The sequence below is a fragment of the Vibrio sp. 1288 genome (assembly GCF_033344475.1).
Genome location: NZ_JAWPOX010000011.1, coordinates 1 through 14,782, shown reverse-complemented (window position 1 = coordinate 14,782; position 14,782 = coordinate 1). Strand labels below are relative to the sequence as shown.

The following is a 14,782-nucleotide window of genomic DNA, read 5'->3' as shown; positions in this document are numbered from 1 at the left end:
TATCTAATCAAAGGTATAAGGTATACGCCCGATTGCGACATCCGTTCGTATTGTTTGCTTATCTTACTTGAGTTAACTTTAAAAGAATTACCAAAACGTGACAACGCAACAAAAAAGTGGTATTCATAAGACTTTGTTTTAAAAAGAATTAACTACAGTATGTGTGTTTCTTCCCAAAGATTTTGATGTATATAGTGCTTTATCAACGGTTGCATACAAGTCTGATTGCACTTCTTTCCCTGTTGGTTGAAAAACAAAAACACCCTGTGACACTGTCACTCTATTTGACACACTAGAATACTCATGTGGGTAATCGAGAAAATACATAGCCTCTTGTATACGCTCGGCTTCTCTTTCTGCTGTTTGAGTGTCGGTACACCCTAGCAACACAACAAACTCTTCTCCACCATATCGACCTACATATTCCCCAGAGCGACAAAACGTCGCCTTTAGTTGATTCGCAATCGCTTGCAAGCAACGGTCGCCTTCAATATGACCGTAATTATCATTAAACGGTTTAAAAAAATCGACGTCCAATAGAATCAAAGCCATTGGCATATTGTGACGGCCATGCCATGCAACCATCGATTCCAACTTATGGTCGATATAACGGCGGTTATAGAGTTTGGTTAGGCCATCTTCATTCGCTTGCTGAGTCAAAAGTTGATTAACTTGCTCCAATTGAGCTGTCGCTTGCTTAAGCTCTCGTCTCATATGAGCAATACGCTGCATTGCGATAAGTTTAGAGTTCAGTACCAGTTTATCTACCGGCTTAATTAAATAGTCATCACCGCCCGCGTCTATGGCTTTAGCAATCATTTCTGGCTCTTCGTGACTACTCAAGAAAATAATAGGGATCCAATCCGGAAACGTTTCTCTTATATGAAGAGAGACTTCAAAACCGTTCATATCTGGCATTGATATATCGAGTAACACCAGTTCCGGATCAAAACTCTCGTAGGTATTTAACGCCTCTAGTCCACTACCTACGGCTTTTACAATATGTCCAAGTTGCTTTAGACGAATAGCCAACTGCATCCTGTCTAGCTGAACATCGTCAACCAGAAGGATTCGCATCGATGTCCCTGTCGGTTGCATAACGCGTTCCATTTTTAATTATGTCTTTATTAAACATATACCATACTCATAGAGTTGTTGCATTCGACTCATAATTAAGTGCTATATTTTTGTTTGAATATCACGGAATCCATTGCATAAAGCAGTTAGACTGGACGTTACCCTATCTAATCATGGCCTGTGAGCAGAAGTTCAACAAACTCATTCACTTTGGTCATCTTGTGGATTAATGGGTATAGCTATTTGATGCATTTGGTATTAATATTCCCGCCTTTTTGTAATGAGAGACACACCATGTCAGAAGCAACTAACAGCGAAAGCAAAAAAATCGATCTAGCCAGCATTTCTCCAGAGCTACGTAAAGTTATCGAATTTGACGAAGTTCCAGAGCAAATGTTCGAAATGGTTACCTCTATCCATGAAGTGTCTGAAGAAGCGGTACGTGAATCATGGGACGAAATGCCAGCAAGTGCACAGAACATTCTAGACAACTTTGAACAGTTTCATGCTCTAGTTTCTGTAGGCCAAGCATTCGCTGGTATTAATGTGATGGAAGAGTTTCCGACTCTTAATCTGCCAGAAAACATGACAGATGAAGATAAAGAAGAATACCGTGCTCAACTACTTGATAATGTGCTTCACAACTGTGTGAAAGACATGGTTAAGCAACTTAAGAAAGCACGTCGTGACCCACTTCTTAAGCGTGAATTCAAAGAAGTATTCGCGAAGTAATTCCCACATTCTTCTAGTAACAAAGGCCGCACTTTGCGGCCTTTTTTGATCATGAAGCGTAAATCAGTCTAAACGGTTAATGAGGCGCTAGTGCCATATCTTTTTGTGTCACACTGACACCTTTAATTTGTGCAAAAACACGGCTACCAATTTTTAGGTTGAGATCGTCAAGGGCCCACGGTGTGATCGTTGCCCACAAATAACATTTCTCGTCTAGCTTGAGTGATACATTAATACTCTGTTTGTCATCGGCTGCGTTAAACACTTCGATGGAATCGACAATAGCAGGCAGAATATTTCGAATCGACGTCGCCTTGGGCTGCTCGAGCGTGATAGAAACGTCGTTGGCACGCACTTGCAAGCGTATTGGCGTGTCTGGTGTTCCGTCAATCTTTTGCACCCACAGGAATACATTAGGTGCAAGGCTGATACAAGTCAGTGCATAACGTTCATGATGTTCAGCAATCCGGCCTTCAAATAAGCTGCTTTGATCTGAGAAAGATTGCCATGGACGCATAGCATGAGAAGCCCACACCTCTTCAAGCTTACCTGAACTCGAAATTTTACCTTGGTCAATAATTGCAAGGTGCTGAGCAAGCCTTAAAATTTCCTGGAGACTGTGTGTGACATAGATAATAGGGATATTTACCTTCTCCGACAACTCCTCGAGAAAAGGCATTACCTCACGCTTTCTTGGCATATCGAGTGAGGCAAGTGGCTCATCCATCAAAAGCACATTGGGCTTAGATAGCAATGCGCGCGCAATCGCAACACGTTGCTTTTCACCACCAGAAAGTGATACCGGAAAGCGCTTTAGTAACGGTTTGATAGACAAGAGTTCGGTGACTGCATCAAAATACTCGTCATCTTTTTCTTTAACGCCATACAACAAATTGCCTTGAACCGAATAGTGAGGAAACAAACGTGAATCCTGAAACACATAGCCAATGCCACGCTTGTGCGTTGGTAGGTTTATTCCCTGTTCACTGTCAAACAAAACATGCTCACCAACCGCAACATACCCTTGCCTTGGAGTGACCAATCCGCTGATGATGTTAATCAACGTCGTTTTACCTGCACCAGATCGTCCAAACAAGGCACTAATTCCGTTACAGGGTAACTTAAGTTTGATGTCGAAGTCAGTCTCACCAAGCATTTGTTTAAATTGGACTTTAATCGTCATTGCTTCGCACCTAATCTACTTGCCGCTTTACGATTTAGCCATTCAGAGATCATTAATGTAGACAAGGCTAACGCGATAGAAATGATACACAGACGAGCCGCCTGCATTTCTGCACCTGGCGTTTCAATAAAGTTGTACATTGCCAGCGGAATCGTTTGGGTTTCATCCGGAATGTTAGAGACGAAACTGATCGTCGCCCCGAATTCGCCAAGACTACGAGCAAATGACAGCATCGTGCCCGTAATAATTCCGGGAATGGTCAGCGGTAACGTGATGGTGAGAAACACTTTTAAAGGAGAAGCGCCTAACGTAGAGGCTGCGTGCTCCAATTTAGGGTCGACGCTATCTAAGCTTAAGCGTACTGAACGAACCATCAAAGGCAAAGCCACGACAATACTAGCGACTACTGCCCCTTTCCAATTAAAGCTAAAGACTACCCCTAAGTTTTCATAGAGCCACTTTCCAAGGAACCCTTGTCGTCCTAAAGAAATCAACAACAAATAGCCGATTACCACTGGCGGCAATACCAGTGGTAAATGAATTAAGCTATCGAGAATCGATTTACCAAAGAACGTTTTTCGAGAAAGTAGCCAAGCAAGAAAAACGCCGAGAGGAATCAGCCAAAGTACTGCGTACGCGCCTACTTTGAGGCTTAACATTAAGGCTTGGTATTCCAGTTCTGTCACGCTTCGTTCCTATAATTGAAGGTCGATTTATTGCTGAAAGCCATATTGAGCAAAAACGCGTGCGGCTTCGTCCGATTTTAGGTACTGGAAGAACTGCTCCGACTCAGTAGAATCATTCACAATTGCAGCCGGGTAAACAATAGCCGCATGCGTATCACTCGCAAATTCGCCGACAATTTTGACTTTATCAGTTAACTGAGCATCGGTTTTGTAGACCACACCTAAAGGCGCTTCTCCACGTTCAACCAACGCCAAAGCTAAGCGCACATTCTTTGCTGGTGCGACATGAGTTTGAACCGCTTTCCATACACCCAGTGTAGTCAATGACTCTTTCGCGTACATACCAGCAGGTACTGACGTCGGATTGCCTAACGCAAGACGATTTCCATGCAATGCCTTCTCCCATGCCTTTGCATCAGAAAAGTTAAATGAGGTTAATTCTGAAGACTGAGGAGCAATCAACACTAAGCTATTGCGCACTAGATTTGTGACATTGTCACGATAAATGACATTTTTATCGACCAAATAATCCATCCATTTCGTGTTCGCAGAAATGAATACATCCGCTGGTGCGCCATTGATAATTTGTCGAGCGATAGAAGAAGAACCACCATAAACGGGAGTGATAGAAACGTCATACTTTTCTTCAAAGTTTTGCGCGATCTCGTTAATCGCATTCGTCATAGAAGAGGCTGCATACACTTTTAGGTTCGTTGCTGCGTTTGCTGAAAATGAAATGCTTAATACTGCCGCAAGGCAAGCATGCTGTTTCCATGCTTTCATAGAGATACTCCAATACAAGGCAAGCGAAAGAACAGGTTATTTGAATATAAAGTTCAATCAGTTAATGGGTTATTTAAACAAAAAATCAAGGCGCATATGTTGTTCTATCGCATCTGCGATGCGATTAATGCCTTGCTCCTTTAACTCTTCAAAGTCTTTTTGTTTGATTTGGGTTCCGTTTACCCATTCTAATACCAGGCTTAAGACATCTGCCTCGTCAAAGAACCCGTGAAGGTAGGTTCCCATGATTTGGCCACACTCGCTGATCGCCCCCTCCGCTTCACCGGAACTGAATGTAAGAGGTTGCAGGCCCCGTACTTCACTTCGCCCTACGTGGATTTCATAACCCTTTACATTGGCTGTTTTGCCGTTAAGAGAAAGCTGTGCTTGTGTGTTTGTAAGCTGTTTGCTGTTAGTTAGCGTCGTAGTGATATCAAGCAAGCCAAGTCCTTCGCTTTGACCTGGTTGGCCTTCGACGCCGTTTGGATCATCAATCAAGTTTCCAAGCATCTGGTAGCCGCCACAGATACCAATCACTTTTCCACCAAGACGAATATGACGCAAGATATCTTTATCCCACCCCTGGCTTCTTAGATAATCCAGATCGTCTCTCACCGATTTGGTCCCAGGCAAAATAACCAGGTCGGCTTTATCTATTTTTTCGCCTTTACCTACATAACGTAGATTGATGTCTGGATTCAATCGCAGCACATCAAAATCAGTATGATTACTAATCCGGGTTAAAACAGGCACAACAACATTCAGTTTTACCTCAGAGTGCAACTCTTGCTGCGCAGTGATCGCGTCTTCTGCTTCTAAATTCAAACCATGAAGAAAAGGAAGTACACCAAGTACAGGTTTACCTGTTTTTTCCTCTAGCCAATCGAGGCCCGATTGCAATAAACGAATATCACCTCGAAAACGGTTGATAACAAATCCTTTTACTCGCGCTTGTTCAGATTCAGAAAGTAACGCAAGTGTTCCGTACAAATGTGCAAACACTCCACCACGATCAATATCAGCAACAATGATCACTGGTACATCAGCGGCCTCAGCAAAACCCATGTTTGCAATATCGCCTTCTCGTAAATTGATTTCAGCAGGACTCCCCGCGCCCTCGATAATGATCGAATCAAATTCTTGAGTCAGACGAGAGAAGGAATCTAACACCGTGTCCATCGCCACTTTCTTGTAATCATGAAAGCCAGCCGCATCCATATTGGAAATCGCCTTACCCTGCAAAATGATCTGAGCACCTGTATCACTGTTAGGTTTAATTAAAACCGGATTCATATGTACGGTTGGCTCAATATTACACGCCTGTGCCTGAACGGCCTGTGCTCGACCTATTTCACCGCCATCTTTGGTTACCGCACTATTTAATGCCATGTTTTGTGGCTTAAATGGGGCAACATTTATCCCTTTTCGTGCTAATACACGGCATAAACCTGCCACAAGGACACTTTTTCCGGCATCCGAAGTGGTGCCTTGAACCATTAAAGATGGGATCGCTGATTTCATGAACATTTGTAAGGAATAGAGGAAGATGAACAATCATAACGTCATCGTCCCCACTTACTCAAGCAAATGAATAGAATATGAATGTTGAAATCATCATTGGTTCAAACAAGCCCTGTTTTAATGAACCCATCAAAACAAACCGATGAGGATGTAACATGAAAAAGAATACAATTATCGCAACAATCGCCGCCTTAGCTATTGCTCCTTCTATCGCGTTCGCGAAAGATAACGCTCAAAACCAATCAAACTTGCAGTTTAACGGTCCTGTCACTGTGGAAAAATTGGATGCCTTGCTAAACGACTCCAATATGTTTACTGAAAAAGATGTGGTCGTTGAAGGTAACTTATTGCGTCAAGTTCGCTCGGATAAGTTTGTCTTTAGCGATGGTTCCGGTGAAGTGATGGTCGAACTCGATGACGATATTCAGCTAAATACTCCGATTGATCACACGACTAAAGTCCGTCTGTTTGGCGAATTTGAAGGCGGGAACAAACCAGAGATTGAAGTCGAACAACTCGTGGTCATGTAAAACAAACCCCGATTGCTGTGCATATCAACATGATGTAGTGACGATTACAGCTAAATAGTGACGGCAAGCACTTAAAATGATAGCTTTATCAATCTTGGTCTGCTTTTTGCAGACCATTTTTTTATTCATTTTAATCATCTTGCCCGGAGACACCATGCTAGGTAAAGCTCTAAAGGTTGCAGCCTTTGGTTTGTGTGCTATTTTGCCACTTTCCGCACACGCAAATAATTTCAACTACAACACGATGGAATTTCGCATGGGCACTAGCCCTGGTACATTTGGTGGCGAGTTCAATACCTACTTTACAGAGAATACCCATTTCATTGCTCGCGCAGACAGTGAATTCAGCGGAGACTGGGACATTGCTGGTGGTATAGGCTTTAATGGGCCAGCAGGCCAATTTGCAGATATTTATGGCCAAATGTTGGTACACAACATTAAAGAGAACGGCAGTGATAAAGTGGGCGACGAGTGGCGCACGGAAGTGAATATTGGCACTCGTATTTGGTTTATGCAAAATGTTGAGCTACATGGCCGTATCGGCCAAATCATAGATAATGACGATTCGAACACCATTTACAATCTGGGCGCACGATTCCACTCAACTCAGCAACTATCGCTTGGTGCAGATTTCAAAAATAATGGTGTCTATGGCCAGCAAATTGTAATGTCTGCTCGTTTTGCATTTTAGTGGACATGACTATGACTACCAGGGCATCACAAGCAAGCATATGATTCAATAAAAATGGCCTCCAATTTTGGAGGCCATTTTTATTGAATCACGAATTATTAGCTTGTAGCAGAAACTAGCTGTAATACATCAGTTTTTAGCGGTTTTTTTAGGTTTATCTTGCACATATTTTTTCGATACATCTACAACGGCGATATCTCTAAAAAAGCTTCGACCAAGCAAAATTGGAAACGTCATATGTCCGCGATCCGCTAACGTAAACTCTGTCTTTTCTTTGTGATCCCCAACGGTAATGTAGGCTTTTACCACCGCTCGTTTATCCACCTCTTCTGACGAAGACTGCTTAACTTTAGCCCAGCGCTCAACGGGTACTTTAAATTCTTTGGTGTCTTTGTCACCTAAATCTATCTTAAATTTAACCCAGTCTTTACCATCACGCTCAAACGGAACAATGTCAGTCGCACTAATTGATGATGTTGTCGCACCTGTATCGACTCTAGCCTTGAAAGTCTGGTCAATTTCAGGAACATAAACCCATTCTTCAGAACCAAGAATTAACATGCCATCGGGTGTTTTTGTGACCTTGACTGGCTTCTTAGGCTTTGGTTCCGGCTTTTTCTCAGGTTTCGCTTCTGGTTTGGGCTCTACCTCTGGCTTTGGATCTACCTCAGGTTTCACTTCTGGCTCGACTTTAACGGGCTCTTCGACCTTTGGCGACTCTGGCTCAACAGGTTCCTGCGTTGTTTGAGTTGACGTACAAGCAATTAAACTGCCGCTCATCATAAGCGGCAGAATCAGTTTCCAGTTTTTCATCCACACTCCAATTAAGCTTGAGATACTTTCTTAATTGCGTCCGCTACGTATGGAATATGAGTTTCGGTAAGTCCGGCAATGTTAATTCGACCATCGCCAACACCATAAATGCCATAATCTTCACGCAGTTGCGCCATTTGGTTTCCACTAAAGCCTAGCACAGTAAACATGCCTTTGTGACCCTCAATGAAATCAAATTGATCTGTATTATGGTTGTTTCTCAACTCGTTACACAAACTTTGACGAAGACTAACCAAACGATGTTGCATTTCACTCAATTCTTGCTTCCAAACGGAAGTGAGTTTGTCATCTTGCAGAATGGTCTTGACTAAAGCTGCACCATGGTCGGGTGGCATCGTGTAAGTCGAGCGAGCTAGAGTGAGGAGTTTACCTTTTGCATTGGTTACATCACGCATGTTCTTACCAACCACAATCGCTGCACCAGTTCGTTCACGGTACAAACCAAAGTTCTTCGAACATGAAGTAGTAATCAACATCTCTTCAACGTTATCTGCCATAAAACGAAGACCTTTTGCGTCTTCTTCTAGGCCATCACCGAAGCCTTGGTAGGCAATGTCCACAAATGGGATGAAACCGTTCTTCTGCGACAATTCTGTAATGGCTTGCCAAGCAGAGAAGTCAATATCCGCACCAGTTGGATTGTGGCAACAACCATGAAGAAGTACCACATCTGAAGGCCCAGCTTTCGCAAGATCATCCATCATTTTTGCGGTGTCTACTTGTTTCGTTTCCGAAGAGAAATAGTGGTAGAACTTAACTTTAAGGCCTGCTGCTTCCATTACTGGCTTGTGGTTTACGTAGCTTGGGTTGGAAATCCAAACCGTCGTATCTGGCTGTGCGATCTTCATCAGATCACCGAGCATACGCAGCGCACCACTTGCACCTGGCGTTTGAATTGCTGCAACACGATCCATTGCAGACGTTCCCGTCAGCAGCAAATCGATCATGCTTTTATTAAATTCTTCGCAACCCGCAAGACCAACGTAAGACTTGGTTTTTTGAGTTTCAACAACGACATCCTGCGCCATTTGAATGGCTTTCATAATCGGCGTTTCGCCTGCGCTGTTTTTGTATACGCCAATGCCAAGGTCAACCTTGTTTGGACGTTCATCGTTACGGTATGCAACGGATAGAGATAAAATAGGATCTAATACGGGAGTTGGGAGATTAGAAAACATGAAAGTCATAACCCTTTGAAATTCAAGTACCGAACCTCACGTTAACACCATCGCAAAAAATGACGAAATGATTTTTCACTTATTTCATCAATTAGAGAACAAAATTCTGGCTTACGGTGAGTTTTGTGCGCTCTATCGTTCAGAAAAAGAACGATTCACTCCTTGTCGTACCAATCCACTCTACCGTTTTTTCTAAACTCTCTTGGTGTCATGGTCGACCACGCTTTAAAACGTGTACTAAAGTTAGCGCTTGTCGGATATCCGACTATTTCTCCAATATGCTGAATTGGCCATTCTGTTGAACGAAGTAACCTAGCAGCATATTCCATGCGCATACGCGTTAAATGTGCCATTGGGCTTCGACCAAACTGCTTTTGAGTCAGTCGATGCAAATGAGGCTCCGAACATGGATATAGAGCCGCCACCTGCTCAACGCTCCAATCCTTATGGAGCTGACGTTGGACAAGGTCAAATACACGCCGAAGCCTCAATTGGCTGCGTGATATCGACTCTGAGGGCGGCATGTTTAACATCAGCTCTAACTGAGCCACACTATGCTCACCTACCGCACCACCATAATCGATTGGAAGGTGAATGCTGCGTAGTAGTGTTTGGATACATGCATACATCACTTCAGGTGTAGATGAAAGCTGGTAGCGAACATCGCATTCTAATATCGGCCACTCTCTATCAGGAGCAAGAAAAAGCCACGCGATCTGCCAAGGTTCTTCTTCTATACCAAAACCGTTTTCAACACCTGCGGGTACTGTAATCAACGAGCCCGGTTCCAAATCGTATCGATAAGTCCCACTCTCTAGCCACCCTTTACCACGCACCGTATAGAGCAGCATGTGTTTCTTTTGGTTTTTACGATAAACAGAGAAGAAGTCACGACAAGTGGCAATGCCACACTGCACAATGCCTCTCTCCTCAAGTGCTAATACTCGACTGTGATCAATAAACTCTTGATAAGTTTTTTCTGAAATCGCGTAGCGTTCTTGTTTATCTTCCATGATTTATTGGCTCACATGTGCGTTAGTAGAGAATTTTACAAAGGTTTTGGATTCCTTTGAAAAATACACCGCCAAATCATGAGGATAAACTACTCGCATTAATCTTTAAGGAGAAATGCGATGCTCTTAACACGCGAATACATCGATAAAGTATTTTGGCAAAAACTGATTACGATTGTCCTACCTGTTTCACTTCAGTCCATGCTTTTTGCTTTGCTCGGCGTCGTGGATATTTTCATGGTAAGCCTACTCGGTGAATCTGCAACGGCAGCAGTTGGAGTTGGAAATCGTATCTTTTTCTTCAACCTAGCGGTTGTCTTTGGCCTATGCGGTGCAGTTACCGTACTTGCTTCTCAATACTACGGCTCAGGAAACCTAGCCGGAATTCGCAGAACGTTGGCGCAATCGTGGTTTATTTCCATTTTGGTGACGCTGCCGTTTATCGCTCTTTATGCGATTTTTGATGAAGAGATCGTCTCTTTTATGTCAGACGATCCTGAATACGTCACTTATGCACGTGATTATCTTGTGGTTACGGGCTTTAGCCTCATTGCTACGGCGATAGTAGTACCGATTGAAGCGGTATTGCGCTCCGTGGGCCAAACCAAACTGGCAACCAACGTTAGTATCTCCGCCATTGTCGTTAACGTCGCGCTTAATTATGTTTTGATTTTTGGTTTATTTGGTTTCCCTCAATGGGGCGTATTTGGTGCAGCCGTAGGTAGTTTTGTTTCTCGATTTTTCCAAACCGCCGTCTTGATTCATTTTTTCTACAAACGATATGCTTACCTAATTCCGACTAAGTTCGATTGGGTACAAGGCCGCTTAAAACAGTATCGAAAAAAGTACTTTAAGGTTTCTTTACCCATGTTGGTCCACGATGCGCTTTGGACTGGTGGATTGATCGTTTACAGCATCATCTATGGTCAATTGGGCGTTTCAGAACTGGCGATCATCTCATTCTTATCACCGATTGAAGGGGTACTGATTTCAACCTTTATGGGATTTGCGGTCGCTGCATCCGTTCTTCTTGGGAATGATATTGGTGCAAAACATTATGACCGAGTCGAGAAAACGGCGTGGTGGTATGTGTTAACCAGCGCAATCTTAGCCACCTTGCTGTTTTTCCTAGTGTGGTTGAGCTCGCCCATGATTCATCACCTATTGATACTGAGCCCGTTAACCGATGCAGACATGGCACTTAACGTATGTTTAGTCATGGCGCTAGGTATGATTTTGAGGGTGTTTAACATGGTTGGGATTGGCGGCGTACTAAAGAGTGGCGCTGATATTCGCTATAGCATTTTCATCGACACGTTCGGTCAGTGGGCTATTGGCATCCCCCTTACTTATTACACAGGCATGGTGTTAGGGCTGCCTTTGCATTTTGTCTTGATGTCTCTGCTCGCGGAAGAGTTAGTGAAAGGCGTACTGACGACTTACCGTATTCAATCTAAACGTTGGATAAATAATGTGGTTGAAGATGACCAATCGGTGACAGTGTAACCAAAAAGACATTAGCGAACTCACACCAAAAGGGCTCACCCGTTATGCACGCGTGAGCCCTTTTTATGTGCGGAGAATGCTTGATTAGATGTCCGTAAATCGATGAATGATTTGGTTTGAACTGCCACGCCATTCGAGATTGAGGTCTTTCTTGTCTTGTTCAAACTTACCATCAATCAAAACATCGATGTATTGCACCACTTCCCTTTGCGCGTCATTCAGTTCCGTCAGCGTGTAGCCAGTCCAAACCCAAATGTCTTTACCTGGGCACTCCCCTCTCACCCTTTTCACTATCTTCAAAATATGAGGCACATTAGCAGGGTGAAGCGGATCTCCACCCGACAACGACAAGCCACGGCGTTTGATACGCGTGTCGTTTAAGTCAGCGATGATTTTGTCTTCCGCTTCTTGCGTGAAAAGTACACCAGAATCCAAACGTTGCGTCGACTGGTTATAACAGCCACGGCACTGATGCACACAACCCGATACAAACAGCGTGCAGCGCGTACCCGGTCCGTTAACAACGTCAATTGGATAGTATTGGTGGTAATTCATAATGCGTCTCTGTGTTATCGCGAAAGAGAAAATCAACCTGTTTAAAGCTGATTTTCAAAGTGTTAAAACGAGTGGTAGTAAACCTTACAGGTGTTTAACTCGGCGCTTCACTTCTTCTTGCTTACCGAAGTTAAACGGGCGTGCATCTGGGCTGCCTAGGTAGCCACAAACTCGACGTGTTACTGATACTTTAGTTGAGTCATGGTTGCCACAGCTTGGGCAAGTGAAGCCTTTACTTGTACAGTCAAACTCGCCGTTGTAGCCACACTCGTAACACTCATCAATTGGCGTGTTTGTACCGTAGTAAGGCACTCGGGTGTAACTGTAATCCCATACGTTTTCTAGTGCTTCAACGTTGCGTTGCATGTTCGGGAACTCGCCGTAACAGATAAAGCCGCCGCTTGAGATTTCTGGATAAGGCATCTCAAAGTCGATCTTGTCGTATGGGTTCACCTTCTTCTCTACATCCAAGTGGAAGCTGTTGGTGTAGTAACCTTTGTCTGTTACGCCATCAATCACACCGAACTCTTTTGCATCGATGCGGCAGAAACGGCTGCATAGGTTTTCACTTGGCGTTGCATATAAGCTGAAGCCATAGCCAGTTTCGTCAGCCCATTGATTCACGGCATCTTTTAGATGCTTGATGATAGCGACCGCTTTTTCACGCAAAACAGCGTCATCATAAACGTGCGCTTCTGTACCGAATAGCGCGTTAATTGTCTCGTGTACACCGATGTAACCAAGAGAAATAGACGCACGACCGTTCTTGAAGATATCTGCGATTGAGTCGTCTGCTTTCAAGCGAACACCACATGCGCCTTCCATGTATAGGATTGGGGCCACGCGTGCTTTCACGTTTTCAAGGCGAGAGATACGTGTCTCTAGTGCTTTACGAGCAAGACGTAGGCGGTCATTTAGAAGCTCGTAGAATTTCTCTTCGCTTCCGTTTGCACGGATAGCGATACGAGGAAGGTTCAAGCTCACGACGCCAAGGTTGTTACGACCTTCGTGAATCAGCTCACCGTTTTCTTCGTAAGTACCAAGGAAGCTACGGCAACCCATTGGCGTTTTGAATGAACCGGTTACTTCCACTACTTTGTCGTAGTTAAGAATGTCTGGGTACATACGCTTAGACGCACACTCAAGCGCAAGTTGCTTGATGTCGTAGTTTGGATCTTCTGATTTGTGGTTCAAACCATCTTTGATGCCGAATACAAGTTTAGGGAATACCGCTGTTTTACGGTTCTTGCCTAGACCTGCAATACGATTCTTCAGAATCGATTTCTGGATCAGGCGGGATGCCCAGCTTGTACCAAGACCAAAACCGAACGTAACGAATGGGGTTTGACCGTTCGCTGTATGCAGCGTGTTTACTTCGTATTCTAGAGATTGAAATGCGTCGTAACACTCTTTCTCAGTGCGCGCTTTTGCGAACTCTTCTGGCTCAGCAATGTTCCACTCTTTTGCAATCTCTAGGTGTTTCTCGTAGCTTGTGATTACGTACGGTTCTAGAACCTCATCAATACGGTTGATGGTTGTACCGCCGTAAATGTGGCTCGCGACTTGAGCAATGATTTGTGCTGTTACGGCTGTTGCAGTCGAAATTGATTTTGGCGTATCAATCTCAGCGTTACCCATTTTAAAACCATGCGTCAGCATGCCTTTAAGATCGATAAGCATACAGTTAAACATTGGGAAGAACGGTGCGTAGTCTAAATCGTGGTAGTGAATGTCACCCACTTCGTGCGCTTGAACCACATCGCGAGGAAGAATGTGCGTCTTCGCGTAGTGTTTCGCTACGATACCAGCCAACAAGTCACGTTGAGTCGGAATTACTTTGCCGTCTTTGTTCGCGTTCTCGTTGATTAGATCCAGATTACTTTCTTCAATCAAACCTTCGATTTCGCGAGTTAGTGCACTTTGCTTCTCACGAGCGATGTCGCGATCGTGGCGATATTCAATGTAAGAACGCGCTAGGGCTTTGTAAGGACCTTGCATGAGTTCATTTTCGACTAAGTCTTGAATCTCATGGATGTGAACTTCATCGTGTGCTCTTAACTGTAACTCGACAGCAAGAGCCACATTAAGAGCATAAATAGCGACATCTTTATCTTTGTTTTCCGCTGCTGCTTCAACTGCTGCTTGGATACGATCCCTGTTGAACGGAGCTCTTGATCCGTCGCGTTTGATTACGATTGGTTTCACCTTGTTCTCCTTACCCGAGCATACTCACAGAGTTATCCCATAAACACACTATATGGGGTTATTTTTTTATTCTAGCAACACAATATATTGTGGCGTATTTAACGAGAAGCACCACTCGAAAACATTGATTTTGATCAATAAAGATTGGCTAGCGAACAAGAAGAAATCGATCTTATTGGCGTTGATCTCAGTTGCGAAGAAAACCATGAAAATGGCTATGTTCCCTTTAACTGTTGTTATACTTAAAGTAGGCAACGATTGGAGGGAACTCCTATGCTTCAGTCACAG

At 43.8% G+C, this 14,782-nt stretch carries 14 protein-coding genes; 4 read left to right on the top strand and 10 right to left on the bottom strand.

The window, feature by feature from the left end:
* Window positions 1–138: 138 nt before the first annotated feature.
* The gene (locus R8O11_RS10165) at window positions 139–1,098 is read right to left on the bottom strand and encodes a diguanylate cyclase (RefSeq protein WP_017634619.1); all 960 of its coding nucleotides are present in this window, start codon (window positions 1,096–1,098) and stop codon (window positions 139–141) included.
* A 273-nt stretch (window positions 1,099–1,371) separates the two neighbouring features.
* Here R8O11_RS10165 and R8O11_RS10160 point away from each other — a divergent pair, with 273 nt between their 5' ends.
* A complete protein-coding gene (locus R8O11_RS10160; RefSeq protein WP_005376232.1) occupies window positions 1,372–1,809 on the top strand; it encodes a DUF3069 domain-containing protein in 438 nt (145 codons plus the stop codon).
* Window positions 1,810–1,885: 76 nt separating this feature from the next.
* Here the strand turns inward: R8O11_RS10160 and modC are convergent, their stop codons facing one another.
* From modC to R8O11_RS10140, 4 genes are all read right to left on the bottom strand, one after another.
* Complete coding sequence (modC, locus tag R8O11_RS10155; protein WP_318194115.1) at window positions 1,886–2,992, bottom strand: molybdenum ABC transporter ATP-binding protein ModC; 1,107 nt, start codon at window positions 2,990–2,992, stop codon at window positions 1,886–1,888.
* The gene (modB, locus tag R8O11_RS10150) at window positions 2,989–3,678 is read right to left on the bottom strand and encodes a molybdate ABC transporter permease subunit (RefSeq protein ID WP_318194114.1); all 690 of its coding nucleotides are present in this window, start codon (window positions 3,676–3,678) and stop codon (window positions 2,989–2,991) included. Before modB ends, modC begins: the two co-directional genes overlap by 4 nt.
* A gap of 27 nt (window positions 3,679–3,705) precedes the next feature.
* Window positions 3,706–4,461 carry a molybdate ABC transporter substrate-binding protein gene (gene modA, locus R8O11_RS10145; protein ID WP_318194113.1) on the bottom strand — a complete coding sequence of 252 codons (756 nt, stop codon included), beginning with the start codon at window positions 4,459–4,461 and terminating at the stop codon, window positions 3,706–3,708.
* Window positions 4,462–4,530: 69 nt separating this feature from the next.
* The gene (locus R8O11_RS10140; protein WP_318194112.1) at window positions 4,531–5,982 is read right to left on the bottom strand and encodes a cobyric acid synthase; all 1,452 of its coding nucleotides are present in this window, start codon (window positions 5,980–5,982) and stop codon (window positions 4,531–4,533) included.
* A 155-nt stretch (window positions 5,983–6,137) separates the two neighbouring features.
* Between R8O11_RS10140 and R8O11_RS10135 the strand changes: the two genes are divergently transcribed.
* The gene (locus R8O11_RS10135; RefSeq protein WP_005388037.1) at window positions 6,138–6,512 is read left to right on the top strand and encodes a YgiW/YdeI family stress tolerance OB fold protein; all 375 of its coding nucleotides are present in this window, start codon (window positions 6,138–6,140) and stop codon (window positions 6,510–6,512) included.
* A gap of 154 nt (window positions 6,513–6,666) precedes the next feature.
* Entirely contained in the window at window positions 6,667–7,203 is a 537-nt protein-coding gene (locus R8O11_RS10130; protein ID WP_017634623.1) for a hypothetical protein, read from the top strand.
* Window positions 7,204–7,332: 129 nt separating this feature from the next.
* On the opposite strand, the gene R8O11_RS10125 is transcribed toward R8O11_RS10130, so the two are convergent.
* From R8O11_RS10125 to R8O11_RS10115, 3 genes are all read right to left on the bottom strand, one after another.
* Entirely contained in the window at window positions 7,333–8,016 is a 684-nt protein-coding gene (locus R8O11_RS10125) for an ATP-dependent zinc protease (RefSeq protein WP_047101086.1), read from the bottom strand.
* Window positions 8,017–8,027: 11 nt separating this feature from the next.
* Window positions 8,028–9,215, bottom strand: coding sequence for an aromatic amino acid transaminase (locus R8O11_RS10120; RefSeq protein ID WP_213915476.1), 1,188 nt, complete (start codon window positions 9,213–9,215; stop codon window positions 8,028–8,030).
* 155 nt (window positions 9,216–9,370) lie between these two features.
* On the bottom strand, window positions 9,371–10,228 hold the full coding sequence (locus R8O11_RS10115) for an AraC family transcriptional regulator (protein WP_017634626.1): 858 nt from the start codon (window positions 10,226–10,228) through the stop codon (window positions 9,371–9,373).
* 120 nt (window positions 10,229–10,348) lie between these two features.
* Here R8O11_RS10115 and R8O11_RS10110 point away from each other — a divergent pair, with 120 nt between their 5' ends.
* Window positions 10,349–11,734: an MATE family efflux transporter gene (locus R8O11_RS10110; RefSeq protein ID WP_318194111.1), complete on the top strand. Its 1,386-nt coding sequence runs from the start codon at window positions 10,349–10,351 to the stop codon at window positions 11,732–11,734.
* 84 nt (window positions 11,735–11,818) lie between these two features.
* Here the strand turns inward: R8O11_RS10110 and nrdG are convergent, their stop codons facing one another.
* Both nrdG and nrdD read right to left on the bottom strand, forming a co-directional pair.
* A complete protein-coding gene (gene nrdG / locus R8O11_RS10105) occupies window positions 11,819–12,289 on the bottom strand; it encodes an anaerobic ribonucleoside-triphosphate reductase-activating protein (RefSeq protein ID WP_213871121.1) in 471 nt (156 codons plus the stop codon).
* Between the two features lie 84 nt (window positions 12,290–12,373).
* A complete protein-coding gene (gene nrdD / locus R8O11_RS10100; RefSeq protein WP_318194110.1) occupies window positions 12,374–14,494 on the bottom strand; it encodes an anaerobic ribonucleoside-triphosphate reductase in 2,121 nt (706 codons plus the stop codon).
* Window positions 14,495–14,782 lie beyond the last annotated feature (288 nt).

Bases quoted from the DNA above. Each gene is read 5' to 3' on its own strand.
- R8O11_RS10165 (WP_017634619.1), bottom strand. From the start codon at position 1,098: ATGCAACCGACAGGGACATCGATGCGAATCCTTCTGGTTGACGATGTT.
- R8O11_RS10160 (WP_005376232.1), top strand. From the start codon at position 1,372: ATGTCAGAAGCAACTAACAGCGAAAGCAAAAAAATCGATCTAGCCAGC.
- modC (WP_318194115.1), bottom strand. From the start codon at position 2,992: ATGACGATTAAAGTCCAATTTAAACAAATGCTTGGTGAGACTGACTTC.
- modA (WP_318194113.1), bottom strand. From the start codon at position 4,461: ATGAAAGCATGGAAACAGCATGCTTGCCTTGCGGCAGTATTAAGCATT.
- R8O11_RS10140 (WP_318194112.1), bottom strand. From the start codon at position 5,982: ATGAAATCAGCGATCCCATCTTTAATGGTTCAAGGCACCACTTCGGAT.
- R8O11_RS10135 (WP_005388037.1), top strand. From the start codon at position 6,138: ATGAAAAAGAATACAATTATCGCAACAATCGCCGCCTTAGCTATTGCT.
- R8O11_RS10130 (WP_017634623.1), top strand. From the start codon at position 6,667: ATGCTAGGTAAAGCTCTAAAGGTTGCAGCCTTTGGTTTGTGTGCTATT.
- R8O11_RS10125 (WP_047101086.1), bottom strand. From the start codon at position 8,016: ATGAAAAACTGGAAACTGATTCTGCCGCTTATGATGAGCGGCAGTTTA.
- R8O11_RS10120 (WP_213915476.1), bottom strand. From the start codon at position 9,215: ATGTTTTCTAATCTCCCAACTCCCGTATTAGATCCTATTTTATCTCTA.
- R8O11_RS10115 (WP_017634626.1), bottom strand. From the start codon at position 10,228: ATGGAAGATAAACAAGAACGCTACGCGATTTCAGAAAAAACTTATCAA.
- R8O11_RS10110 (WP_318194111.1), top strand. From the start codon at position 10,349: ATGCTCTTAACACGCGAATACATCGATAAAGTATTTTGGCAAAAACTG.
- nrdG (WP_213871121.1), bottom strand. From the start codon at position 12,289: ATGAATTACCACCAATACTATCCAATTGACGTTGTTAACGGACCGGGT.